A 22,092-nucleotide genomic window follows, 5' to 3' on the forward strand; every position below is an offset into this window, starting at 1 on the left:
CCAGGCTGGCACCGCGACCTCGAGTCTGTGCCGATGTGGCTGCCGGCCGGCGGCGCTAGCGGGGTGGTGGCGGTTCTCACGGCGGGCTGGCCCGGGGCGCCGTGCCGACCGCCGCGATCTGCCGCGGCCTTCGCCTCGTGGCCGCGGCGGCCGGGGCCGGGGCCGGGCGGACGTGGTGCGAGGAGCAGGCGGAACTGCTGCTCGCCCGCGGTCTCGGCCACCTGCGGCAGGCAGGACCGGTGGAGGCGGACGAGCCGGCCGGGTTCGCCAGGACCGTGACGCGCTGCCGTCGTGCCTCCCCAGCCGGCCGGGCGCTGAGCTACGGCCGCAGGACGAGCTTCCCGGCGGCGTGACCGCTCGCGCTCAGCTCCTGCGCCTTCGCAGCGTCCTCCAGCGGAAGGCTCTGCGCGATGCGCACCGTGAGCTTGCCGTCGGCTGCGAGGCGGGCGTACTCGCCGAGACGGGAACCGAACAGGGCGCCGGGGCTGGAGAAGGTGACGCCCAGCTCGGCGGCCTTCGTATCTGCGATGGTGATGATCCGGTCGGTGCCGCCGCGCAGGTCGATCGACACCTCCAGGTCGCCCGCCCCCGCGGCGTCGTACACGGCGTCGATGCCCTGCGGTGCGGCCTCGCGGACCCGGTCGGCGAGGCCGGCGCCGTAGGCGACCGGGATCGCGCCCAGCGAGCGCAGGTAGTCGTGGTTGCCGGGGGAGGCGGTGCCGATGACCGTGGCGCCGCGGGCGACCGCGAGCTGAACACCGACGGCGCCGGACACACCCGCGGCTCCGTGCAGCAGGAGCGTGTCGCCTTCCCCGACGCCGAGGGCGTCGAGCACGCGGACCGAGGTCTCGACGGCGACGGGCAGCGCCGCGGCGAGGTCCCAGTCGAGGTCCGCGGGCTTCGGGCCGAAGTCGACGGCCAGCGCGTGCTCGGCGTACGCGCCGGTGACGGTCCAGCCCAGGACCTCGTCACCCACCGCGACGCCGGTCACGCCTTCGCCGACCTCGTCGACGACGCCGGCCGCCTCCACGCCGGGGATCACCGGGAACGGCGGCGTCACCTGCGGCCTCCACCCGTTGCGGATCTTGGAGTCGAGCGGGTTGACCCCTGCCGCCACGACCTTCAGCCGAACCTGCCCGGGTCCGGCGTGCGGCTCGTCGACCTCTGCGAGGCGGAGGACTTCCGGGCCGCCGAACTCGGTGTAGGTGATCGCCTTCATGTCCTGCTCCAATGCTCGTCGCTCCAAGTGAAAGATCAACTTGGCCGGGACCGGCGGCGGCCGCACCGGCACTTCGGCTGGTTCAGGCTCGGAGGCTCAGGAGCCAGCCACGTTTGCGGGCGCGGTCCAGCCAGTGGATCGGATCCACTCGGCCAGGTCGAGGGTGGCCGGCTCGATCGCCCGCACCACCGCAAGATCCGACGGGTGTTCCGCCGCCTTCGCGAACTGGCGGAACATCGCCCTGTCGAGGTCGCTGGGAAGCACGCTCAACGGGAGGGCCTCGTACCGTGCCGGGAGCCCGGCGCGCGCGCCGAACGCCGCGGCGATCTGAGGGCCCGTCAGCTCGTCGCCGACGAGCTCAACGGCTCCGCCAGGTGCCTCCGCGGTGTCGAGCAGGAGCGCGGCGGCGACCCGGCCGATGTCCCTGACCGAGATCATCTTCACGGCGACGTCCTCCGGCAGCGGCAGCCTCAGCACGATCTCTCCGTGCTCCAGGCTCGGTGCCATCACCTCCATGAAGGGGGCCGGGCGAACCATCGCGGCCCTGAGGCCGGACTTCCTCAGGTGCTCCTCGATCGAGTGCTTCGAGTCGTGGTGCGGCACACCCGACTCCCGGTCCGCGCCGAAGGCCGAGTTGAACACGACGTGCGGGACGCGTGCCGCGACCGCCGCGTCGACGAGCGCGGTGCCGATGCGGATCTCCGTCTCGACCTCTTCGAGGTTGTCCGCCGCCGGGGTCATGAAGTAGAACGCCTCGACCGCCGTCAGCGCGGCGGCCAACGACGCCGGGTCGTCGGTCCGAATGGCCGCCAGCTCGACACCGCGGGCGGCCAGCGCCTGAGCCCGGTCGGACTGCGGGTTGCGGACCAGGGCCCGCACCGGGGCCTGGTGGTCCAGCAGCGCGTCGACCACCGCCCCGCCCTGTTGCCCCGTCGCGCCGAAGACTGCGATCGTGCCGATCGTCTGTGTGGCGGTGGGGGAGGACGACGCGGGCGCGGCGTCCTCGAGCTTGATCTGTCGTGACATGTCTCCACGATGCGTCTGCGGCGCCAGGCGCACCACCGGTATCGCGCCAGGTTTTTCCGATAACCCGCCAGTGCCGGGTAGTCTCGATCGCGTGTCCGACCCCAGCGGCGAGCCGAGCTTCTGCACCGACGATGCGCCGTTGTCGGCGCCGCTGGCCCATGGCGCCGACGTGGCCGCGCACTTCCACGACCACGGCCAGCTCCGCTACGCCGCACGTGGGGCCCTGGTCACAGCCACCCAGGTGGGCACCTGGGTGGCGCCGGCCAGCCGGATCATGTGGGTGCCGCCCTTCGCGGTGCACAGCAGCAAGGCGTACGGCGAGACGGACATCCGGGTGCTGTCGCTGCCCGTGACGCTGACCGGACAGCTGCCGGCCGAGCCGTCGGTCTTCGTGGCGAGCGCGTTGCTGCGCGAGGCCTATCTGGCGCTGATGAGCGAGGGCGAGCCGCTGGAGAGCCCCCGTGCGCGACTGCTGATCGACGTCGTACTCGCCGAGCTCGCCCGCGCCGCACAGGAGCCGCTGCGCCCTGCTGCGCACCCAACGGGCGCTGATCGAGCTCAGCGACGGTGCCTCGGTCACCGACACGGCGATCCGGCTGGGCTGGTCGGACCCCAGCAGCTTCATCGACGCCTTCACCGAGCTGGTCGGTCAGACACCCGGCCGCTATCGCTCGTCGGCTCGGTCCTCCCGCAGCTCCCATGGGTGAGAGGTTGGCGGGGTAGCCGTAGTTCCCGGCGGAACATCGGAGGCAGCCCAATGGTGCCGGAGCCCACGCTGGAAGGGTGACTCCCTCCTCCACCACCCAGAGCTCCTCGCCGGATCGACGGCCGGTGCGACGCTGAGCGACCTCAGTGTCCGGTCGCTGACGCGGCACAGCTCGTCGGAGGCGTTCGTCGCGGGCGCTGGTGCGCCTCCTGCTCCCCAGCCGCGCTCTCCCCGATCGGCGCGGTGACGCGTCGAAGAGCAGAGGCCGTCCCGCAGCACCTTCTGCCAGCCGAACGGCCTGCTACCACGCTTGTCACCGAGCGCGGGTTCTGACCGGCAGACCTTCCCGTCGTGTGATCAACGGCGGCAATACGTCAAGTCGAGCACGTGCACGCCCGAGATTCGGCGTACCGGGCCACGGTGCCATCGGAGATCTACGTGACGGAGTAAGTGAACGCCACGGCGGAACGGCGGACATTGAGACGATCAGGTGATTCTCGTGCTCGCAGTTTTCCGCCAGCTCCCGTTCCGGCAAAGTCGAATCGCACCCCGACTCGACTCAGGAGCGCAGCGCGTGCCCTTCAACCCGAACCAGCCCAGAGGCCCGGACGGCAAATGGATCAAGAAAGGTAGCGTTCTCGGCGCGGCCGTCTTGGCGACAGTTGTGGCGGCAGCGAGCGGCGGAGACGTTGTCACTTCGGTCGGCGCCGGGCTCGACGCTGCGACGACCCGGAGCGTGTCCGACGCGGACACGGCCAACAGCAAGAAAGCCGCACGGAACGGCGATCGCGCCGAGGCATGGCGACGGCTGACTCTCAAGGAGATCAGGAAGGAGATCAAGAACGACCTGCGGTGCGCCGTCCAGTCGTTCGGCCAGGTTCAGCAGTTCTTCCTGCGTCATCCGTGCGACAAGCTCGACCAGCTGCTGTTCGTCGTGCAGGACAAGAACGGAAACACGATCGCCGGCTCGGTCACGTGGGTGAAGATGCCGTCGGCCGAATCAGCCACACAGCTCGGCCGGCTGGAAGACACGTACGGATCCGGGGACGTGACTCCGTTCGCAACGGAGATTCTCGAAGCAGGCGGCTTCCGTTTCACCGGAAAGCACTACCGGTCGCGGCTGGACGGGAAGCTGGTCGTCATCGCCGAAACCGACCCGATCAAAGGCCACCCATCCGACGCGTTCCTCAAGCAGGTCGCCGACGTCGCGGACGTCCTCCCACCGCCGTGACGACGTGGGCTGGTCCGCTGAGGAGTCCACAGCTTCGGCTTCGGCCGCACCGCCGGCGGCAACTCGACCAGCTTCGCCACGTTGTGCGTCAGCAGGCCCTGGTCCACCGCCGGCCGCAAGATCGCACGCAACGTCTCCTTGATTCGACGCAGCGACGCCGGACCGACCGGACGCTGCCACTTCACCGCCTCGACCTTCCGCGGATCACGGCTGGCCCGGTATTCGGCGATCAGCTCGTTGCGCTCCACGATCGCCTCGACCGGCGTCCGCTGTACGCACCGACCCGGATGGCTCAGGCGGTCGTCGTCGGCGCGCGCGACCGCTGCCGGCAGCTGCTCGAATCGCCCGTGCCCGCGGCAACCTCGTCGGAGATCACGTCCTGAACCGTCCAGGGCTGGGCTGGGTGAAGAACGCTCCTGCGAACAGGTGGTGGTTGTCCCTCGTCGGGGTGTAGCTGTGCTGGATTCGGGAACGGCGGGCAGCCGGGGCGCGAAGATCCCCTGTGGACTGTTCCGCGGGTTCGGTCAGGAAGGCAGCTGGCGATGGGTGTGTCTCGACGATCGGTTTTGGGCGGCGTGCTGTCGTCGCCGTTGCTGGCGGCCACGGCCTTGTCCCCTTCTGCTGACGCGGCCGAAGTGCTGGGCACGGCCCAGGACGGGTGGCTCGAGATCCTGTGGACTGCACTGGTCCAGACCGAGACCGACCGGCGTGGCACGACCGTGGAGGCCATCGCCCCGGCTGAGCTGATCCAGCGCGACGGCCGGCGAGGACTGCGGTTTCCCCTGCGTTCGGCGCAAGGCGATCCCGCCCTCGCCAACCCCGCCCACGCCCAGGGCACGGCTGCCGCGGACGGTGGCTTCGTCCTGCGGGAAGCCGCCGCCGAGGTGCGGGTCACCCGGCTGGCGGGTGATGTCCGGGACGAGCAGATGTCGGCTCGCTACATGGTCAACAACGTCGACAGCGGCGTGCGGCCGATGTTCACTTGGCACACGGCAGAGGGTGTCCTGTCTGTCGTTCCCGGTGTGCTGGGGGCGCCGGCGACCTTGAAGATGTCCAACCTGCCCGTGCGCATGACGCGGGAGATGGTGGACCTGGTCACGACGTCGATGCGGTCGTTCGGTTTCCCGGACATCACCACCGACACGGTGGTCGCCCACGTGACCATCCAGGGGAGTTACCTCTCACCGTTGTCCTGATCCCCGCTCCCCGCCACCAGCCGTGAGTGGTCCACATAGGACTCAAGGTTGGGGCTTGTCGTCCGCGGGTGTGCTCGGTTTGCGCGTGGGGGAACGTCCGGTACGCAGTGTTGTGGTGTCGATGATGGCTGCTGGAAGGTCCGGAGTATGACGATTTCTGCCGCACCCGCGCCCGCGCGACCGTCGGATTGGCCGGACGGCAAGGGTGTGGTGGATCTCGCCCCGGACGATCGGCCGCACCTGTCCGCCGGGGTGGAGTGCTGGCAGCTGCACTTCCACGCGACCGATGCCGAAGGCCGGGAGTTCTCGGGATTCGTGGTGTTCGTCGCCTCCGCCTACCGCGACACCGCGGATGCGGGCGAGATCGAGCGGGGCCATGTGGTCTCGTGGGGTCTGTACGACGTCACCGCGGACCGGTACGTCTGGGACGCCGCGTTGGACCGGGACGGCTTGCGGTTCGGCCGGGAACTGCTGCGCGAGACCGACGTGGTCGAGCCCAACCTGCGCCGGGCCATGCTGGAAGTGCTGGACCGGGACGTCCCGATACCGCCGGAACGGTTGCTCGTCGAGCCGGTGTCGGTTCGGTGGGACGATCTCGCGCTGACCTACGGCGAAGCAGCCTCGCTGACACGCCAGCACGACGGGTCCTACCGGGTGCCGGCGCGCTCCGCCGACGGAAGCTGTGGATTCGACGTGGCTTTCGAGCCGACCAAGCCCACCATCCGGTTCGGCGTGGACGGCGTGATCCCCGGCAGCCGCGGAGATACGGCCGGATCGATGTTCCACTACTTCGTCCCCCGCGGCACGGTGACCGGTGCGGTCGTGACCGGAGGTGAGGCGCGCCCGATCAGCTCGGGCATCGGGTGGTACCACCACCAGTTCGGTGATCGGATCCGCTCCCTGCGCATGCCACTCGATGCCGTGGAGGTGATGGAGCGCTGCTGGTGGTGGGTGGGCGTACACCTGGACAACGGCTGGGACCTGACTGTGTACGTGGTGCTGGACTGGAATCGGGATGAGGACCGAGCCGTGGAACGATGCCGGTTCGCGGTCGCCATCGCCGCCACCGGCGAGTCCATCCCGCTGGACGACCTGGACTGCGCGGGCACCGAGGAACGGATCTCCGTGCAGTCCTTCGCGGAGTATCCGACGGTGTGGCGACTGCGCAGCGTCCAAGCCGGACTCGACCTGACCCTGACCGCGGTCTCACCGCGACAGGAGTGCATCACCTTCACCCTGGGCGATTTCTGGAAAGGCCGGGTCTCTGTGTCGGGCACCGCGGCCGGTTCGACGGTGCACGGCACGGGGTTCGCCGAGGTCCTGCCGGCCCGCCGCCGAGCCTCCATGGAACACCTGCTGGCCGGCCCCGCCCGGCACGTCCGGCGCCTGATCCGGGAGCTGTATCCCGATCGCGTCGACGCGGCCACGGCCGGCGGGCTCGTCGGCTCCACCGACCCCGTCCTGCTCAGCCACCTGCCCTACGACGACCTGGGCGCGGCGCTGGTGCGGCCGGTGCGGCACCTGGTCGACCACGGCGGCAAGTGCTGGCGCCCGTACATGTTCATGGTCGCCCTGCATCTGGCCGGCGGCGACGGGGAACGCTTCCACACCATCATGAGCGCCGCCGAGTTGCTCCACGTGGGATCGGAGATCGTCGACGACATCGAGGACGGCTCAACGGTGCGCCGCGGCGCACCCACCGCACACCAGGTCGTGGGCGAGGCACTGGCCATCAACGCCGGCTGCGCCGCGTACTTCGCCTTCGACCGGGTCGCGCGCACCATCGACGGCGTCGACGAGCCGACCTGGCACAAGATCTACCAAACATACGGCGCGATCCTGCGGGCGGGGCACGCCGGGCAAGCCCTGGACCTCTACGGGCACACCGACGCGATGACACACGCAATCGAGACCGGCGATCCCGAACCCCTGAGCCAGCGGCTGATCGTGACCTACCGGCTCAAAACCGCCGCCGCGTTCCGCGGACTGGCCATCATCGCCACCCTGCTCGCGGACAGCCCACCCGCCCTCACCACCGCCCTGACCGACTACTTCGAGACCGTTGGCACGACCTTCCAGGTCGCCGATGATGCCCTGGACGTCTGCCGCGGATTTCCCGCCATCTACCCCGCACACCAACAAAAAGGAACCGGACGCAGCCCTGGCGAGGACATCCGCGCCGGCAAAGTCAACTTCCCGATGGCCCGCGCCGTCGGGATCCTGCCCCGGCCCCGGATGCGCGAACTGTGGCAAACCGTCGCCGCCCGCCCCACCGATCCCGCCACAGTGCGGGACTGCCTGGACATCCTGCAGGACTGCGGCGCGGTGGACGAGAGCATCGCCTACGCCGGTCGGCTGGTCGACCAGGCCTGGATCAAGCTGACGCCCCACATCCCGGTCTGTCAGGCCAGTGTGTTCGCCCGCATGCTCGGCACCTACTCCGCCTACCGCGACCTGTCCCACTAACGCCACCTGCACTGGCCGGCCACCAGCCGTTCGCTGATCATGTCGCGGCTGGTCGCTACGTTGGCCGTTGAACGCCCAGGAAATAGCACGTCCTTGGATTCAAGCTTCTCGTCGCTGCTCAGCCCGCAGTGCCCCGCCGAGCGGAGGGATCGAGCGGTCCGATTGTATCGGGAGTCGGATCACAACCACCCCAACGAGCGAAAACAACGGCAACCACCGCCGCTTCGTACCTGGCCAGCCGCACCTCGCGGCGCAGCTTTGAAGATCCAGCCAGAAATCGGACCAGCCAGCACATCACATTGGAAGAATCCCTCTACCGCGCGATTGCGGTCGCGACGTGGCGCGGTTAACAATGACTGGGCGGCGCACCGCCACACGCGTGACCAAGGCAGTTCCACGGACGGGCGACGTGAGTGGAAATAGCCCATCCTGGGCGACCGTCCGAGTCCGAGGCCACTTCGCCACCTCGGAGCCGAGGTTTAATTCCGGGAGGATCTCCGGGGGTGGCCAAACCTGTGAACACCCGACAGAAACGTGTGGAGATCGACAGAAAAAGAATAGAGGTTTGTCATGTTCTCGTGGTGTCGCCTCACCGCCGCACACCGCCGTGCGCGCAGGGCCACGCTGGTCGTGGTCACCGCGGCGGTCCTGGCCCTTCTCTCAGTGGCCGCGCCTGGGGCGGCCGCGGATGGTGCGCGGACCGCGCCCGATGGTTCCACGGCGGCTGGTGTGACCCTGACGTGCGCGTTGACCACACCCACCCAGATCGCGTGCACTGGTGACATAGCCTCCGTTGCCAGCGGCGCCTTTACCTGTACTGCTCCTGGTCCGATCGCCACCCCCACGCCCGGGTTGTTCACCGTGGCCCCCGCGCACTGCACCGGCACTGGTTCCATCCCGGGCTTCCTCGCCGGTCACGGGACGTTCGACGGCGATACCGTGACCATCAACACCACCACCGGCGAGATCACCGTGCTGGGCGGTAACGGCACACTCACCATGACCCAATCCGCCTCCGGCACCTTGACCTGCGCGGGCGACATAGCGGTGCTCACCGCCACCCTCACCGTGAAGGTCCTCTCCGGTTCCTGTGAGGGCGCCCTGACCATGACCGTGCCCAACTTCGACACCGTCCACGGCACCTTGAAGTGCAGCGCCCCGGCGACCTTCACCGTCACCATCGCGCCGGTTGGCATCACCGTCCCTCCCGGAGGAGGCTGCACAGGCAGCCTGACCATGACCGTTCCCGGCGTGGGAACCACACAGATCAGCGGTACGACCGGGACCCTCACAGTCACCACCAGCCTTCCCCCGGTCCTGGCAATCGCCAGCCCCGACCTCACGGTGAAGACCATTCTCGACAACGGAACAACCGAAACGGTCCACTGCTCCCCGGTGACCCTCGACTTCAGCCGTCTCCCGGCGCCGGCCATCCCGACACCGCTGTGCACGGCCTGACCACCACGCCACTCGCTGGAAACGGTCACCGGCGAAGGCATCTCCTATGCTGTGTTGTCCGGAGCGATGGCCGGCACGGCCGCCCTCGAAACCGACCCCGGCACTGCCTACCGGCACGCCCTCCACGACTGCCTCGGAGACCACCTACGCGAGATCGCCGGCCTCGCTCGGCTGTCAAGTACCGGGTTTGATGGAGACTGGATTAACTGGTTTCCAGGGTTGCGGTGACCGTGTGGGTCATCGCGTGTAGTGCTTCGTGCTCGGCGGGCGGTACGTGTCCGAGTTCGCCGTGCAGGCGTCGGTTGTTGTACCAGTCGATGTACTCGACGGTGGCGATCTCGATGTCGTCGATACCGCGCCATGGTCCGCGGTTGCGGACGAGTTCGGCTTTGTACAACGAGTTGAACGCCTCAGCCATCGCGTTGTCGTAGGAATCTCCTTTGCTGCCAACGGATGCGACAGCGTCAGCCTCGGCAAGGCGCTGCGTGTAGCGCACTGCCCGGTACTGCACGCCGCGGTCGCTGTGATGGACGAGCCCGGTCAGGTCCGCGCCGGCGGCCTGGCGGCGCCAGATCGCCATCTGCAGCGCGTCCAGCGCGAGCTCGGTGTAGAGGCTGGTGGCGACCTGCCAGCCGACGATCAGGCGGGAGAAGACATCGAGCACGAACGCCGCGTAGACCCAGCCGGCGGCGGTGCGCACGTAGGTGATGTCCGCGACCCACAGCTCGTTGACACGCGTGGCCGTGAAGTCACGTTCCACCAGGTCAGCGGGCCTGCTGGTCTCCGCCGCCGGCCGTGTCGTGCGCGGAGACTTGTCGCGCAGCAGGCCACGCAGTCCGCTCTCGCGCATGAGTCGCTCGACCGTGCATCGGGCCACGTCGACGCCCTCGCGTTTGAGCTGCTTCCACACCTTCCGCGCCCCGTAGACGCCGTAGTTGTCCTTGTGTACCCGCCTGATCGTCGCGGTCAGCTCCCGGTCTCGTGCCGTACGGGCCGATTGCGGGCGGGACTTGGCCGCGTAGTACGTCGACGGTGCGATCTCGGCGGGCGTCTGCTTGAGCGCCTGCAGGACCGGCTGGACACCGTGTTCTTCCTTCTGGGAGTCGACGAACTCGACCTTCATCGCGACGGACGGTCCAGCTCCGCCGCAAAGAAACTGGCCGCTGACCTCAAGATCTGGTTCGCCCGCCGCAGCTCACGGTTCTCCCGCTCCAGCTGAGCGAGCCGCTCCGCGTCACCGCTCGTGGTGCCCGGCCGGTCCCCGGCGTCGGTCTCCGCGCGCTTGACCCAGGTCCGCAGCGCCTCGGGGTGGATCCCGAGTTGGTCGGCGATCCGCTTGATCGCCCCGGTCGCGGCCGCTGGATCCCGCCGCGCCTCCACGGCCATCCGGGTCGCCCGCTCACGCAGCTCGTCTGGGTACTTCTTCGGTGGGGCCATCAGTCCTCATCATCCAGGCTTGAATGTCTCCATCAAACCCGGGGCGGGACACGGCTGTGGTCACCGCCGGTTGTCGACGCCGTGGTCGCCGCGGCCCGTGACAACCGGCAGGCATTCGGATCTCTGTTCGGGGCCATCGGATTCGGCGCTGCCCCAGCTCCACCTGCTGCGGTCTGCTTTCGCGCAAACGAACAGTTCTGACAGTTCCGCGAACCGCCCGATCCGGCCCGGGGATCCCCAGGTCACGACTCACACAATGTGTCTGCTCCGCTCCCGCTGCCGCCGGAGTCCTCGCGTTGAACACCGTCGTGGCTACCCGGGCGGGATGCGGCGCAGGTCGAGCCCGGCGATCAGTACCGCGGCGGCAAGGGCAGCGAGTCCGCAGGCCGATACCGCAGTGGCAACCGGCAAAGTTCCGCTGGGGATGACGAGGGTCTGCGCGGCCGCGAGCGCCAGCCCGGCTCCGAGGAACAGCAGTGCGACGTGCAGCCGGCGGGTGCTCGGCATGATGGCGATCCGGCCGACGCGCCCCATGAGCAGGCACAGGCGTACCCCGGCGAAGCCGAGGGTCGCCCAGTACCAGCCGAGCAGCAAGGGTTGGAGCGCGCCGGCGGGGTGGTCGGCCAGTCCGCTATGGGCGAGGAAATACAGGGCGGCGAGCGCGAGGGCGGGCGCGGCAAGGGTGCGGGCCGTCGCGGCGATCAGCCGCACTAAGGCAACCCAGTGCCGGGGTGGCAGCGGCGAGGCCAGCGCCACCCCGGCCACGATCGGCAGCAGCCACGCACTGGTGGCGGGGTGGTCGACCGTCGCCGTGAGCGAAGTAGGCCCGGCCGCGCGCAGCAGCAGCACGACCGTCGTGACGACCGTGACCACCGCGGTGACCAGGACGTGGCTGGTCTGTCCGGCTGCGGTTTCCGGCCACTCACTCGGGTGCAGCCACAGTTTCGCGGCCCCGGCGGCGGTGTTCGGCCACGAACGAGGCCCGGCCGCGTCCGCCTCGTGGGCGATCTCGGGCCCCAGCGCCGGCGGATCGCCGGCGGGTAGAGCCGGACCAGGAGCGCGGAGACCTTCACGCCGGGGCGACGCCCAGCGCGCGGAGGCCGGCTTGAGCCACCCGGGCCAGCTGTTCCAGTTCCACGCGGAGCGCTTCCCGTCCGGCCGCGGTGATCCGGACCGTGCGGTGCCGATCCTGCGCGTCGGAGCGACCGGCGGCCGGTTCGACCAGCTGTCGTGCCTCCAGGCGCGCGAGCGCGCCGTACAGGCTGCCCGGACCCAGCCGGGTCCCGGTCAGTACTTCGATCGCGGTGTTGATGGCGTAACCGTGCAGCGGGCCGCCCGCGAGTGCGGTGAGCACCAGCATTTGCGCGTCGTTGCCGTGCATGCGTCCTCCTCCTGCCCCTCAGCATGGTACGCCGCACGATACTACGTGCCACGTAGTACGCAGCGTGTACTATCCGCCTTATGGAACGAGGCCCATCAAACGGCCGGGCGCGACGGCGGCGCCCGCTGCGGATTCTGCTCGTCCTGGTGCTCGGGTTCGCCGTCGCGCTCGGCGGCTACGTCGGCTATGTCGCGATCCGGGCGGCGCAGCCGGTCACGCTGCCCGCTCCGACCGGCGCCTATCCGGTCGGCCGCACCATCATCGGCTGGACCGACCACACCCGCACCGATTCACTCGCGCCTCAGCCCGGCACGCCACGGGAGTTGTCCGTCTGGCTGTGGTACCCCGCCGCCCCCGGTCCAGACGCGCAACCCGCTCCCTACACCCCAGGCGCCTGGTCGGGATTACACCTGGGCGGCGTGCCCGGGCTGGGCGAGACCGGCTTCGACGAGGTCCACGACCACGCCCTCGCCGACGTTCCGGTTGCCGGCGGCCGGTTCCCCATCGCCGTGCTGGCTCCCGGTCTTGGCCTCGCCGCCCCTCAATACACCACGATCGCGGAGAACCTGGCCAGCCACGGATACCTGGTCACCGGCGTCACCCCGACCTACAGCGCGAACCTGACCGTCCTGAACGGACAGACCGTATCCGCGACCGACGCCGGCAACCCGCCGGTGTTCGACGCCACCGACCTGCACGCCGGTCCGGCCCAGGCCGCAGGCGACCGGCTGGTCGGCATCTGGGCGGCCGACGACCGCTTTGCCGCCGCCCACGTCGCCGCACTCGACTCCAGCGGCCGGTTCGCCGGACACGTCGACGCCACCACGACCGTCTACCTCGGCCACTCCTTCGGTGGCGCCGCCGCACTCGAAGCATGCAGCTCCGATCCCCACTGCGCCGGCGCGGCCGACCTCGACGGCACCCAGTACGGCACGGTCGTCCACACGGGACTCACCAAACCGATGCTCCTCGTCGGTAGCGAGAACTCCTGCATCACCGGCATCTGCCAACCAGCCGACGCCGGCGATCAGGCGGACCGTGACACCGCCCGCGTCCTGCTGGCCGCCACCACCGGACCCACCTGGTGCTACCGGATCAACGGCGCCGAACACTTCAACTTCAGCGACTACGGCACCTACTACCTCGCCGCGCCGATCCGGACCCAGCTCGCCCTCGGCCCGATCAACGGCGCCGAGGCGCTGACCATCACCGGGGCCTACTTGACCGCCTTCGCCGACCACGTGACGCGCGGCCGGCCCGAACCGCTTCTGACCGGCCCCCCGCCCTATCCCCAGGTCGACGTTCAGCGCATCGCGTCCTGAACGGCGCGTGCCTTGGTCAAGGCGTGACCAGACCGGCTTGGTAGGCCGTAATCACCAGTTGCACGCGGTCGCGGGCGGCGAGCTTGAGCAGCAGGTGGGCGACGTGGGTCTTGGCGGTTCCGGCGGTGATGTGCAGCAGCCCTACGGTCCGGAAAAATTCAACACTGATGTAGTAACGATGGCAAGCGTTGCCGGTGTCCAGGTCTGGCACGTCGGCACACGCACACCCCAGTTGTGAGCGACCGTTGCCTCACAACTTGCCGCCTACTCGAACATGTGCCTATGGGCCCGGCTCCAGGCGAGCCTGTTGGTCAACTCCACCAGAAGGCCCTTGGCGACCCAGTCGACCTGGGGCTGATATCCCGCGCCGGCCAGCTTCCGGACCTGCTCGATGCCGTCCCGCTGGACCTCGATCACAGCATCGACCAATCCCGACGTGGACGTCAGGCCGTACACGCCGGCGAACAACTCCAAGCGGTGCCGCCGATGGGGAGAATGGGGATAACGCAGCCACTCAAGGCACTCCGCGTCGTCTCGGAAGGGAGCGACGTACTCCAAGGCGTAGGCGACGTCGTGGAGCCGGGTGCCAGGTCGAGCGTAGTCCCAATCAAGGATTCCCACCGGCTGTTCGCCTTGCCAGACGACGTTCCACGGACCGAAGTCGCCGTGGCGGATCAACTCGTCGCTGCCGGTGCCGCTCTCGCCGGTGAACCAGCTGAGCTCATCGGATGGCCGGAAGCCGGCCACCGCGTCGTGATAGTCCCGCAGCAACCGGGCGAACCTCGTCAGGCCGGCATCGTCGACCACCTTGGCCCAGCCCTGTGGCCCGGACTCGCCCTCCAGATACGTCAGAACCTCCCGGTCTTCCTCGTCAACGCCCAGCACGCGAGGTGCACGCGGGAAGCCCACGGCCTCCAAATGCCGCAGCAGAGCATGGACTGCCGGCGACCACGGATAGGTGGGCCTGCGGACGGTGTCGCCGATTCGTACAACACGCCGATGCGGCTTGTTCTGCAACACGTCTTCACCGGTCACGCACGCGAACCCTACCCGCAGCCACCCTCGTCCTCCCCATGATTTCCACTACGCCTGCAGCAGGAAGTCCACAGAACATCCGCCACTCAAGACTTCGAGGCACGCGGACGAATCGACCTCGACCCGCCCGGTCCCGGAAAGCGCTTCGACGATGCCGCGGCGGCAAGTACTGCCCTCCGGCACCCCAGCCGCCGACGGCTCGCCGTCCTTGAGACCGTCACCCTGTTCACTCACCCGCCAAACCTTGGCGAAACCCTTCTCCGGTCTTGTCCTTTCGCTGGCAATCCGCTTCCGGCCGCTGATCCACAGTGGACTCATAAGGGATTCCCCACGAGGAGGCGAAATGCGCAAGGTTCGGATGAGTGCGATCGTGGCGACGACGGTGGCGGCCGCGGCGGTGGTGACCGGGTGCGCCGCCGGGGCCACCGCGTCCCCCGCCCCCGCACCGGCGGCCCCGGCCCACCCTACCCAGCAACAGATCGCGGACCTGTTCCCCCAGTGGAACGCCGCGCTGGCCACTGGCGACCCGCAGCGGGTCGCCGATCTCTACGCGCCGGACGCGGTCCTGCTGCCCACGGTGTCCAACCAGGTCCGCCGCACCCGGGCCGAGATCGTCGACTACTTCACCAAGTTCTTGAAGGACAAGCCACAAGGCGTGATCGAGGACGAGAGCGTCGATGTCCTCGACGCCGACACCGCCATCAACACCGGCGTCTACCAGTTCACCCTGACCAAGGACGGCAAGGCACAGCTGGTGCGGGCGCGCTACACCTACGTCTACGAACTGCGCGACGGCAAGTGGCTCATCGTGAACCACCACTCATCGGCGATGCCCGAGAGGTAGCCCGATCCGGACGCACAGCCCGCCGCCATCCGCAGTGCCGAGTGTCACGGTGCCGCCGTCGTCGGTGACCAGCTGCTTGACGATGGCCAGGCCGAGGCCGGACCCCGACGGGCCGGTCCGGCCCTGGCCCCGCCAGAACCGGTCGAACGCCCGGAGCCGCTCGGCCTCGGACATGCCGGGGCCTTCGTCGGCGACCTCCAGCAGCACCTGCCCCTCGTGACGACGGCTCGACACACTGACCGCGCCGCCGTCGGGCGACACCGCCAGCGCGTTCGACAGCACGTTGTCCAGCACCTGCTCGAGGTGCCCAGGGCTGACCATGGCCAGCAACTCGCCGTCCGCGTGCTCCTGACGCAGCTCGACACCACGGTCGGCGGCGACCGCCCGCCAGACTTCAAGCCGCTCCCCCACCGCGTCAGCGATCGTCACCGGCTCCGGCGAGCCGACCGCGGCCTCCGCTTTGGCGAGGGTGAGCAGCCCGTTGACCAGCCGGCTCATCCGGACCACCTCGGCCGTGGCCTGGTCGACGTCCTCGTGCACCTCCGGGTCGTGCACACCATCGGCGATGTTGTCCAGCGACAGCCGCAACGCGGTCAGCGGCGTGCGCAGCTGGTGCGACGCGTCGGCGATGAACGCCCGCTGCGCCCGCACCAGCGTGTCGATGGTTTCCGCGGCATTGTTGAGCGTCCGCGCGAGGGTGCGGGTCTCGACCGGCCCCGACTCCTCGGCGCGGGCCGTCAGCTCGCCGTCACGCAGCCGCCCGGCCATCTGGTTGAGCTCCCGGAACGGCCGCGTCAGCCGCCGGGCGAAGAACGCGCCCAGGAACGCGGCGACGATGAGCACCGCCATCGCGAGCACCGCCCGGAACCCCCAGATCTGCAGCTGCCGCGCGGCCAGCGGCGCCGACGGGTAGCTGACCCGGATCGCCCCGACGACCCGGCCGTCGGCTTCGCGGGCGGGCACCGCGAGGACGAGCCCGTCTGCGTCCAACGCGGCCGCGTACCCCCAGCGGGCCGGCACCTGCCCGGCCAGTGCGGCGCGGAACGCCGGGTCGTCCGCGGCGCGTGGCACCGGCAGCGGCCTCGGCGCGGTCCCGTCCGCGAGCACGGCGTCGAGCCGTCCCGGCGTCTCCTTCTCGTAGGCCTCGGCCAGCCGGGCCAGCGCCTGCCGGGACGGCAGGTCCCCGGCGGACAACAGCAACGCGGCGGTGTCGGCCTCGCGACGCACCGACGTCTCGACGTCCCCGCGCAGCTGGCCGGTGAGCACGAACGCGACCGGCACGGTGAACGCGGCGATCGCGATCGCCACCAGCAGCACGTAGCTGACCACGAGCCGCCGGTTCAGCGACGTCGGGCCCTTCACCCGCCGGCCACCAGTCGGAACCCCACCCCGCGCACGGTTTCCACCACAGCCGCGTCTCCGAGCTTGCGGCGCAATGCTCCAATGTGGACATCCAGCGTCTTCGTCGGGCCGAACCAGTTCGCGTCCCAGACGGCCTCCATGATCTGCTCACGGGTCAGCGCCGCGCCCGGCGCGTCCGCAAGGAAAGCCAGCAGGTCGTACTCCTTCGGCGACAGCGCCAGCTCGGCATCGGCACCGTCCACGTGCACCCGCCGCGCCCGCCGGTCGATCACGAGCCGCCCACCGGACAACGACTCCGGTTCAGCGGGCTTCGCGGCCGGCTGCACCCGGCGCAGCACCGCCCGCATCCGCGCGATCACCTCACGGACCCCGAACGGCTTCGACACGTAGTCGTCGGCCCCGATCTCCAGCCCGACCACCCGGTCGACCTCGTCGGCCCGCGCGCTGATCACGATGATCGGCACGTCACCCCGCGCCCGCAGCTCCCGGCAGACGTCGAGACCGTCCACATCGGGCAGCCCCAGATCGAGCAGCACCATGTCCGCGGGCCCGGCGGCCAGCGCCTCAGCGCCCGTCCGAACCCACACGACCTCGTAGCCGTACCGCACCAGACCACGCCGCAGCGAGTCGGCGATCGGCTGGTCGTCCTCCACCAGCAACACCCGCACGAACACGATCATGCCAGGTCAGAAGGGTGAGCAGCGCCCGAGGGTCCGTCGCACGGGGCGCGGCGATCGAACTGCGGACGTGCGCGGACTCCGGCGACTCGGGGCAGGTCCCCCACATACCCACCCGAACTGGCGGGCCCTGTGCCGACAGCAGCGGCGAGCTCGCCCGGGCGGAGGCTTTCCCGGGCGAGGTTCTCCACGAGCTGCCAGATCCGACGCTCTTCGTCCGGCAGCGGCCCCGGGCAGACCACCGCGGGCAGCGCGGCGAAGTGCGGGTTGTCCGGCCGGTTGACCGCACCCCACCGGCACGCGCGCAGCCGCCGCTCCCCTGCGGCCAGCTTCATCGCCGGATGCGTCCCGTCGCTCGGGTCGATCTCCTCGACCAGCACCGGCTGCAGGAGTCCGACGCTGGTGATAGAGGAGATCAGGTCCGCGAGGTCAGACGGCGTGGTGACGTCGCCAGGGAGCCGGCCCGGCAGCTAGGTGAACGGCGTGCCCTCGCCGCGCAGCGGCAGCAGCGCGAACCGGCGTTGCCGCAGCCGCGGCGACAGCCCGAACTGCGCCACGACCTCGGTCATGACAGCCGGCCGAACACACTCACCCACCGCGGGTCACCCAGCAGCGGCATCGCCGCCGGCGTCAGCGGGCCGTGATCCTGAAGCCGGGGCAGAGTGGTTGCGACCAGGTCGACCCGTCCGGCCGCGGTGCTCACGAGGGGCATGGCCTGGGCGTGCGCGCGCAGGTCGGCGAGCCGGCGCTCGAGCACGGGCTGCTCGGAACCGGACAGGACAATCAGGACCCGCGGGAACCGGGGATACCGCTCTCGCCATGCGGGCTTCCGGCATGCCCCAGCTAGGGCGTGGTCGTGACAGCGGATGTAGCCGGCAAGCTTGCGGGCCAGCCGAGCGACCGGCATCGTCGCGCGGTCCAGCTCGACGAACAGCGTCCGCTGGGACCGGCGTCCGGCCTCTTCGAGGACGTAGTGCAGGACGGCGTCGACGATCACGACGCCCCGTCGATCTCCCGTGCCGCTCAGATCCGCCCGCTGATGCCCGGCGGCCCTGGCTGCGCTGACGTGTGCCTGATCTCCATTCGCGACGGTTCGGCCAGCACCAGCCATACTGCCGAGCCAGCGCAGCGCGCGAGCATCCCACGCGGATTCCCGTTCCCCAGCAACGAAAAAACTGACGCCAGCGCGGACAGCGACCGCAATTGGCCGACCGCTACCGAACCGAAGGCGTGGCCGGGATGACCGACCGCAACTGCCGTCCACACCACAGCCCGAACCGCACGCCGGCCCCGGTGGTGCGGCAGATCGTGTGGTGGCGCCGGCGGTTAGGCCCGATCCAGATCGGCGGCCGGCTCGGCCTGCCGGCATCGACCGTGCACGCGGTGCTGACCCGCTGCCGGATCAACCACCTGTCCCGCATCGACCGGGTTACCTCGCTCACGCCCTGATTCGGCCTCAATCGAAGTCGATCGACGCCGCTATGGAGCATAAATGCTCCCTCGTTTGTGACCATCAAGAGGGGAAGGTGGCTGGTCAGAGTGCTCCGGTCGTGGTGATCGGGAAGTCGATCGACCGGTCCTCTGAGGTGACGTGGACGGCCAGCGCTGCCGAGCGGCCCCGATCCAGTTGATGTTGTCCTGGATGTTGCGATCCTCGCTGGTCCCGGATGGCCAGCGTTGCGCGCACGCTGCGTGGCTTGGCCGGCGCCGTCGACTGGTTGCGATCCTCGCACACGCGAATGGCGAGCGTGGTGTCGCCCAGCCGCTCGTAGACCGGCAGTTCGACGTCGCGGCGGATGCGCAGGGCCTCGTCGTAGTCCCGCCCCAGCAGTGGATGTTAGCTGTATTTGGCCAAAATAACGCAAGAGTCGGCGCGCATTGCAAATTCAATTGCCCGACCAGACTGGGCAATGAACGTCCTTAGCAGAAATCGATCGGTGCCGTCCAGGCGGGCCGGGTAGGAGGAACGTCCATGCATGGATCTCTTGTTGTCGAGAATAAGGAGATCTCCGGCTACAAGAACAATCTTGGTTCGACGCTCACGATACAGCGTGATTACCAGGTCTAGCAGATCTTGCGATTCAACAGTTAGCCCCTTGGTGAGAGTTTCATCTATGGTGATAAATGGCTCGTTGTAGTCTCCTTGCAGCAGCGAAATCGGGCCACGTGTAGCCGTCAAACCGAACCCTTGATCGAGCATTCTAAATGAGGTATCTACACCGGTTTCCCACATAGGCTCAAATAATCTATCGCGCTGATCCGGCGACATGCATTGGGTTATCTCGACAGCCGGGAAGATGTACGTATGAGCACTTGGATCGGATCTCAGACATGCAAGACTCAAGAAATCAGGTCGGAGTGGACTAAAACATTGCTCGGTATGCCCATCAAGTTCAACGTCGTAGCTAACGCTCGTCTGAAGACTCCCCTCGTCAATTGAGGGGGCGAGATCGTGAAATAGTTGCCCCGATGCTTGGGTTTCATAGGCGATCATCGACCCCAATCGCTGATTAATGATCGCTTGCACTCGGGCGAGCAGAGTACCTTGCCCGACATGGGTACTATTTCCTTGAGGGGTCGGCGGGACCGTCCCCATAGGGAGATTAGAGATAATTAGAGCAGATCCGTGTGATCGACTAAAGAATTCCTCAATGCGGCCACGGAGGCGCACCGGAAGGTCGGCTGCCAAAAGGCCGGCTTGAGTGCAGTATTCTTGCTGTTTTTGCGGGCTTACTTCAAGCTGCGTTGCCAAGTGGAGGATCTGCTGTTGTTCAATGTTTGTTACCACTAAGGCGGCGACCTCAGCCATAGGTACTCCCGATTTCACGTGCGCCAGTTTGAGACGCCTTATAGGAAGGTAAGACAATTAAACCTGCGGCCCAATAACCATCTGCGACCAACGAGAAAGAAATACAGGCCGAACGAAGGCCGCAGGCTCAATTGCCAGACAGACCTTTAGTTTTTTGTTCCTACCGCAAGTATCGCCGGCATGGGGATCGAAACGCTTCCATCTCCATTCTGGAACTGTCGACCAGTTTCCCGCACGCGTTTCTCGATCTTGTTGCGGGTGGGAGCATCTTGCGCGCGAAGCAGGCCACCAGTCCGCGCTGTCCCGTGCAGAAACGCCGAAAAAAGATCATCCAGGTCGTCAAGTTGCCATGTCAAATCGAGCAGTATGACCTTCGGCGCCCCAAATCCTGCGGCAGTAAGAGCAACTCGACACTCATCCGGGCGACTGTAATAGAAGAAGTCAGGACCATGGGGAACAGTCACATGCTGGCCGTATTCGCTGACAGCCTTGAGGATGACAGAAAATCCCACAGCCTCCTCTGGCGGCGCCCATACAGTAAAGCCAAATCGGCCGCCTCGTTTTAGGACTCGAAACGCCTCGCTGATAGCTTTCTCAGGATTGCCGAGATGCAGCATTCCAAAATTCATTGAGATCGCATCGAAAGTCTCTTTCTCGAAGGGCAAACCCTCGGCATCACCCTCCTGGAACGTGACATGGGGAAATAGAGATTGAGCTTTTTGGACCATCTGTGGAGAAAAGTCCATGCCAAGAACATCTGCCTTACGATCCGCCGCAATTGCAGCAGCGTAACCTGGGCCACTGGCGACATCAAGGAGCTTGGTGGATTCAGTCACGCCAATAGCGTCAAGCAACGAGCTTGCAGCCTTTTGCGTCAAGCGCCCCCAAGCCATATGGTATTTCTCCACCGCGCCTTGCCAGCCTGAGAACTCAAATTCCCGGAAAGCTACCGGATCTTGCGACGTATTAACTGACACGTGACCTCCTGCGCCGATTTGTTGACTCAGTATCGAGCCAGGGTTATATGGAACAGCCATTTGCCGTAGCTGTTGAAACATAGAATAGTAGCGCGCAGTATCAGCAGGGTTCGCCGTCACGTTGAGACTGGTAACCCTATCATCCGGTCCACGGATTGCTTCCCAGCCGAACTTTTGCGCACTTTCCACCAAGAAGAACTTTCGGAGATACGGTGGAACTTGCATGACATTCACCAGAAGCACTTCGACCCCCAGTTTGACTTGAGCGCCCAGAACCCCTTGCACCTCTGCGGAATCCGTCACTTCCTCATCATCACGTATAAAGAAGATTCGGGTAATCGAGCCGCCAGCTGCTACGAAATTCTTGATTGTTCGCTCAACATAATCTCCCAGCCAAAACCATTTACGATAAGGAAGACTGGTCGCAAAGAAAGTCGAACCCGAATTTTCCTCGTGCGCTCGCCGGTGGTAATTGCGATAGCTTTCCATATCGTTTAACTGGAACCGTCGCTCATTCAACACTTGTGTCGGCGTTCTGAACGATGCCTCCAGATAAGGACGAAATACCCTAAGTAGAGCGGGGTCCACCTGTTCGATGAGAGATGGAAACGTGTCGATATGCGACGAAGAGACATGCGTTGCAAGCCTGCCAATCTCGCCTCGCAGATCTACGTTGTTGTTTTTCATATCATTGCGCAGTTCAACGAGCTCGTCGCGTAGTCGACTCGACCACATCGGTACATTGATAGCGAGAACCGTCAGTACCAGGCCGCCCACCAGCAACGTCAACTGCGGCAACTTCTGCGCAAGCGCAGGTACGTCGAGGAGCCCAACGAGGTCAAGCAGGCCAACGGTGACACTGGCGAGGCCGGACAACGCAAGAACAAGCCGCTCGACCGACACACGCCTGGTTCGCTTCACCTCGCCAGATAGTAGCGGAACGCGG

Annotated in this window: 23 protein-coding genes and 1 pseudogene; 10 read left to right on the forward strand and 14 right to left on the reverse strand. The window is 67.5% G+C overall.

The window, feature by feature from the left end; translation table 11 throughout:
* The first annotated feature begins 101 nt into the window (after positions 1–101).
* A complete protein-coding gene (locus tag A3CE_RS0112890; protein ID WP_020640504.1) occupies positions 102–353 on the forward strand; it encodes a hypothetical protein in 252 nt (83 codons plus the stop codon).
* Here the strand turns inward: A3CE_RS0112890 and A3CE_RS0112895 are convergent.
* Together A3CE_RS0112895 and A3CE_RS0112900 are read right to left on the reverse strand one after the other, a co-directional pair.
* A complete protein-coding gene (locus A3CE_RS0112895; RefSeq protein ID WP_020640505.1) occupies positions 320–1,219 on the reverse strand; it encodes an NADP-dependent oxidoreductase in 900 nt (299 codons plus the stop codon). The two genes, A3CE_RS0112890 and A3CE_RS0112895, sit on opposite strands and share 34 nt — an antisense overlap.
* 96 nt (positions 1,220–1,315) lie before the next feature.
* The gene (locus A3CE_RS0112900) at positions 1,316–2,245 is read right to left on the reverse strand and encodes an NmrA/HSCARG family protein (RefSeq protein WP_020640506.1); all 930 of its coding nucleotides are present in this window, start codon (positions 2,243–2,245) and stop codon (positions 1,316–1,318) included.
* Positions 2,246–2,336: 91 nt separating this feature from the next.
* Between A3CE_RS0112900 and A3CE_RS59840 the strand changes: the two genes are divergently transcribed.
* From A3CE_RS59840 to A3CE_RS0112930, 6 genes are all read left to right on the forward strand, one after another.
* On the forward strand, positions 2,337–3,032 hold the full coding sequence (locus A3CE_RS59840; protein ID WP_425387537.1) for an AraC family ligand binding domain-containing protein: 696 nt from the start codon (positions 2,337–2,339) through the stop codon (positions 3,030–3,032).
* Between the two features lie 409 nt (positions 3,033–3,441).
* Positions 3,442–4,182, forward strand: coding sequence for a hypothetical protein (locus tag A3CE_RS0112910; protein WP_245589504.1), 741 nt, complete (start codon positions 3,442–3,444; stop codon positions 4,180–4,182).
* An 83-nt stretch (positions 4,183–4,265) separates the two neighbouring features.
* On the forward strand, positions 4,266–4,565 hold the full coding sequence (locus tag A3CE_RS56465) for a hypothetical protein (RefSeq protein ID WP_125592573.1): 300 nt from the start codon (positions 4,266–4,268) through the stop codon (positions 4,563–4,565).
* A 159-nt stretch (positions 4,566–4,724) separates the two neighbouring features.
* Complete coding sequence (locus A3CE_RS0112920) at positions 4,725–5,378, forward strand: hypothetical protein (protein ID WP_125592571.1); 654 nt, start codon at positions 4,725–4,727, stop codon at positions 5,376–5,378.
* 147 nt (positions 5,379–5,525) lie between these two features.
* Positions 5,526–7,844: a polyprenyl synthetase family protein gene (locus A3CE_RS53485; protein WP_084641515.1), complete on the forward strand. Its 2,319-nt coding sequence runs from the start codon at positions 5,526–5,528 to the stop codon at positions 7,842–7,844.
* A 630-nt stretch (positions 7,845–8,474) separates the two neighbouring features.
* Positions 8,475–9,302 (forward strand): hypothetical protein, encoded by an 828-nt coding sequence (locus A3CE_RS0112930; protein WP_125592569.1) that lies wholly within the window; start codon positions 8,475–8,477, stop codon positions 9,300–9,302.
* Between the two features lie 202 nt (positions 9,303–9,504).
* Here the strand turns inward: A3CE_RS0112930 and A3CE_RS0112935 are convergent.
* The 3 genes from A3CE_RS0112935 to A3CE_RS0112950 all read right to left on the reverse strand — a co-directional run bounded on the left by A3CE_RS0112935 (position 9,505) and on the right by A3CE_RS0112950 (position 12,120).
* A protein-coding gene (locus A3CE_RS0112935) for an IS3 family transposase (protein WP_245589481.1) occupies positions 9,505–10,739 on the reverse strand; the annotation gives its coding sequence in 2 pieces (ribosomal slippage) (positions 9,505–10,460 and positions 10,460–10,739; 1,236 coding nt in all).
* Between the two features lie 312 nt (positions 10,740–11,051).
* The gene (locus A3CE_RS0112945) at positions 11,052–11,612 is read right to left on the reverse strand and encodes a hypothetical protein (RefSeq protein ID WP_020640512.1); all 561 of its coding nucleotides are present in this window, start codon (positions 11,610–11,612) and stop codon (positions 11,052–11,054) included.
* Between the two features lie 196 nt (positions 11,613–11,808).
* Positions 11,809–12,120 (reverse strand): PadR family transcriptional regulator, encoded by a 312-nt coding sequence (locus tag A3CE_RS0112950; RefSeq protein ID WP_020640513.1) that lies wholly within the window; start codon positions 12,118–12,120, stop codon positions 11,809–11,811.
* Positions 12,121–12,200: 80 nt separating this feature from the next.
* On the opposite strand from A3CE_RS0112950, the gene A3CE_RS0112955 reads away from it, so the two are divergent.
* Entirely contained in the window at positions 12,201–13,442 is a 1,242-nt protein-coding gene (locus A3CE_RS0112955; RefSeq protein ID WP_245589505.1) for an alpha/beta hydrolase, read from the forward strand.
* Between the two features lie 16 nt (positions 13,443–13,458).
* On the opposite strand, the gene A3CE_RS59845 is transcribed toward A3CE_RS0112955, so the two are convergent.
* From A3CE_RS59845 to A3CE_RS0112970, 3 genes are read right to left on the reverse strand one after another with little or no spacing between them, the layout of a single operon-like run.
* Positions 13,459–13,653 carry a helix-turn-helix domain-containing protein gene (locus tag A3CE_RS59845; RefSeq protein WP_020640515.1) on the reverse strand — a complete coding sequence of 65 codons (195 nt, stop codon included), beginning with the start codon at positions 13,651–13,653 and terminating at the stop codon, positions 13,459–13,461.
* A gap of 53 nt (positions 13,654–13,706) precedes the next feature.
* Positions 13,707–14,477 (reverse strand): aminoglycoside phosphotransferase family protein, encoded by a 771-nt coding sequence (locus tag A3CE_RS0112965; RefSeq protein WP_026468427.1) that lies wholly within the window; start codon positions 14,475–14,477, stop codon positions 13,707–13,709.
* A gap of 48 nt (positions 14,478–14,525) precedes the next feature.
* Entirely contained in the window at positions 14,526–14,711 is a 186-nt protein-coding gene (locus A3CE_RS0112970; protein WP_020640517.1) for a hypothetical protein, read from the reverse strand.
* 109 nt (positions 14,712–14,820) lie between these two features.
* Here A3CE_RS0112970 and A3CE_RS0112975 point away from each other — a divergent pair, with 109 nt between their 5' ends.
* Positions 14,821–15,321, forward strand: coding sequence for an SgcJ/EcaC family oxidoreductase (locus A3CE_RS0112975; RefSeq protein WP_020640518.1), 501 nt, complete (start codon positions 14,821–14,823; stop codon positions 15,319–15,321).
* Here A3CE_RS0112975 and A3CE_RS0112980 read toward each other — a convergent pair.
* From A3CE_RS0112980 to A3CE_RS51015, 4 genes are all read right to left on the reverse strand, one after another.
* Positions 15,298–16,683, reverse strand: coding sequence for a HAMP domain-containing sensor histidine kinase (locus A3CE_RS0112980; protein WP_020640519.1), 1,386 nt, complete (start codon positions 16,681–16,683; stop codon positions 15,298–15,300). The two genes, A3CE_RS0112975 and A3CE_RS0112980, sit on opposite strands and share 24 nt — an antisense overlap.
* Complete coding sequence (locus tag A3CE_RS0112985) at positions 16,680–17,363, reverse strand: response regulator transcription factor (protein ID WP_020640520.1); 684 nt, start codon at positions 17,361–17,363, stop codon at positions 16,680–16,682. The genes A3CE_RS0112980 and A3CE_RS0112985 overlap by 4 nt, the downstream gene beginning before the upstream one ends.
* On the reverse strand, positions 17,360–17,830 hold the full coding sequence (locus A3CE_RS58585) for a ParB N-terminal domain-containing protein (protein WP_260473754.1): 471 nt from the start codon (positions 17,828–17,830) through the stop codon (positions 17,360–17,362). The genes A3CE_RS0112985 and A3CE_RS58585 overlap by 4 nt, the downstream gene beginning before the upstream one ends.
* A 95-nt stretch (positions 17,831–17,925) precedes the next feature.
* The gene (locus A3CE_RS51015) at positions 17,926–18,471 is read right to left on the reverse strand and encodes a replication-relaxation family protein (RefSeq protein WP_221761425.1); all 546 of its coding nucleotides are present in this window, start codon (positions 18,469–18,471) and stop codon (positions 17,926–17,928) included.
* A gap of 95 nt (positions 18,472–18,566) precedes the next feature.
* On the opposite strand from A3CE_RS51015, the pseudogene A3CE_RS0113005 reads away from it, so the two are divergent.
* Positions 18,567–18,794 (forward strand): annotated as a pseudogene (locus A3CE_RS0113005) (IS481 family transposase); the annotation flags it as partial.
* Between the two features lie 403 nt (positions 18,795–19,197).
* On the opposite strand, the gene A3CE_RS55105 reads toward A3CE_RS0113005, so the two are convergent.
* Together A3CE_RS55105 and A3CE_RS55110 are read right to left on the reverse strand one after the other, a co-directional pair.
* On the reverse strand, positions 19,198–20,169 hold the full coding sequence (locus A3CE_RS55105; RefSeq protein WP_084641518.1) for a TauD/TfdA family dioxygenase: 972 nt from the start codon (positions 20,167–20,169) through the stop codon (positions 19,198–19,200).
* 146 nt (positions 20,170–20,315) lie between these two features.
* Entirely contained in the window at positions 20,316–22,067 is a 1,752-nt protein-coding gene (locus A3CE_RS55110) for a class I SAM-dependent methyltransferase (RefSeq protein ID WP_125591629.1), read from the reverse strand.
* Positions 22,068–22,092 lie beyond the last annotated feature (25 nt).

The sequence above is a fragment of the Amycolatopsis balhimycina FH 1894 genome, assembly GCF_000384295.1.
Taxonomy (GTDB): Bacteria; Actinomycetota; Actinomycetes; order Mycobacteriales; family Pseudonocardiaceae; genus Amycolatopsis; species Amycolatopsis balhimycina.

Excerpts from the sequence above, each read along its gene's own strand:
- A3CE_RS0112950 (WP_020640513.1), bottom strand. The coding sequence starts at position 12,120 with ATGCACGGCAACGACGCGCAAATGCTGGTGCTCACCGCACTCGCGGGC.
- A3CE_RS55105 (WP_084641518.1), bottom strand. The coding sequence starts at position 20,169 with ATGGCTGAGGTCGCCGCCTTAGTGGTAACAAACATTGAACAACAGCAG.
- A3CE_RS53485 (WP_084641515.1), top strand. The coding sequence starts at position 5,526 with ATGACGATTTCTGCCGCACCCGCGCCCGCGCGACCGTCGGATTGGCCG.
- A3CE_RS0112900 (WP_020640506.1), bottom strand. The coding sequence starts at position 2,245 with ATGTCACGACAGATCAAGCTCGAGGACGCCGCGCCCGCGTCGTCCTCC.
- A3CE_RS0112895 (WP_020640505.1), bottom strand. The coding sequence starts at position 1,219 with ATGAAGGCGATCACCTACACCGAGTTCGGCGGCCCGGAAGTCCTCCGC.
- A3CE_RS0112985 (WP_020640520.1), bottom strand. The coding sequence starts at position 17,363 with ATGATCGTGTTCGTGCGGGTGTTGCTGGTGGAGGACGACCAGCCGATC.
- A3CE_RS0112975 (WP_020640518.1), top strand. The coding sequence starts at position 14,821 with ATGCGCAAGGTTCGGATGAGTGCGATCGTGGCGACGACGGTGGCGGCC.
- A3CE_RS51015 (WP_221761425.1), bottom strand. The coding sequence starts at position 18,471 with ATGGCTGGTGCTGGCCGAACCGTCGCGAATGGAGATCAGGCACACGTC.
- A3CE_RS0112920 (WP_125592571.1), top strand. The coding sequence starts at position 4,725 with ATGGGTGTGTCTCGACGATCGGTTTTGGGCGGCGTGCTGTCGTCGCCG.
- A3CE_RS0112955 (WP_245589505.1), top strand. The coding sequence starts at position 12,201 with ATGGAACGAGGCCCATCAAACGGCCGGGCGCGACGGCGGCGCCCGCTG.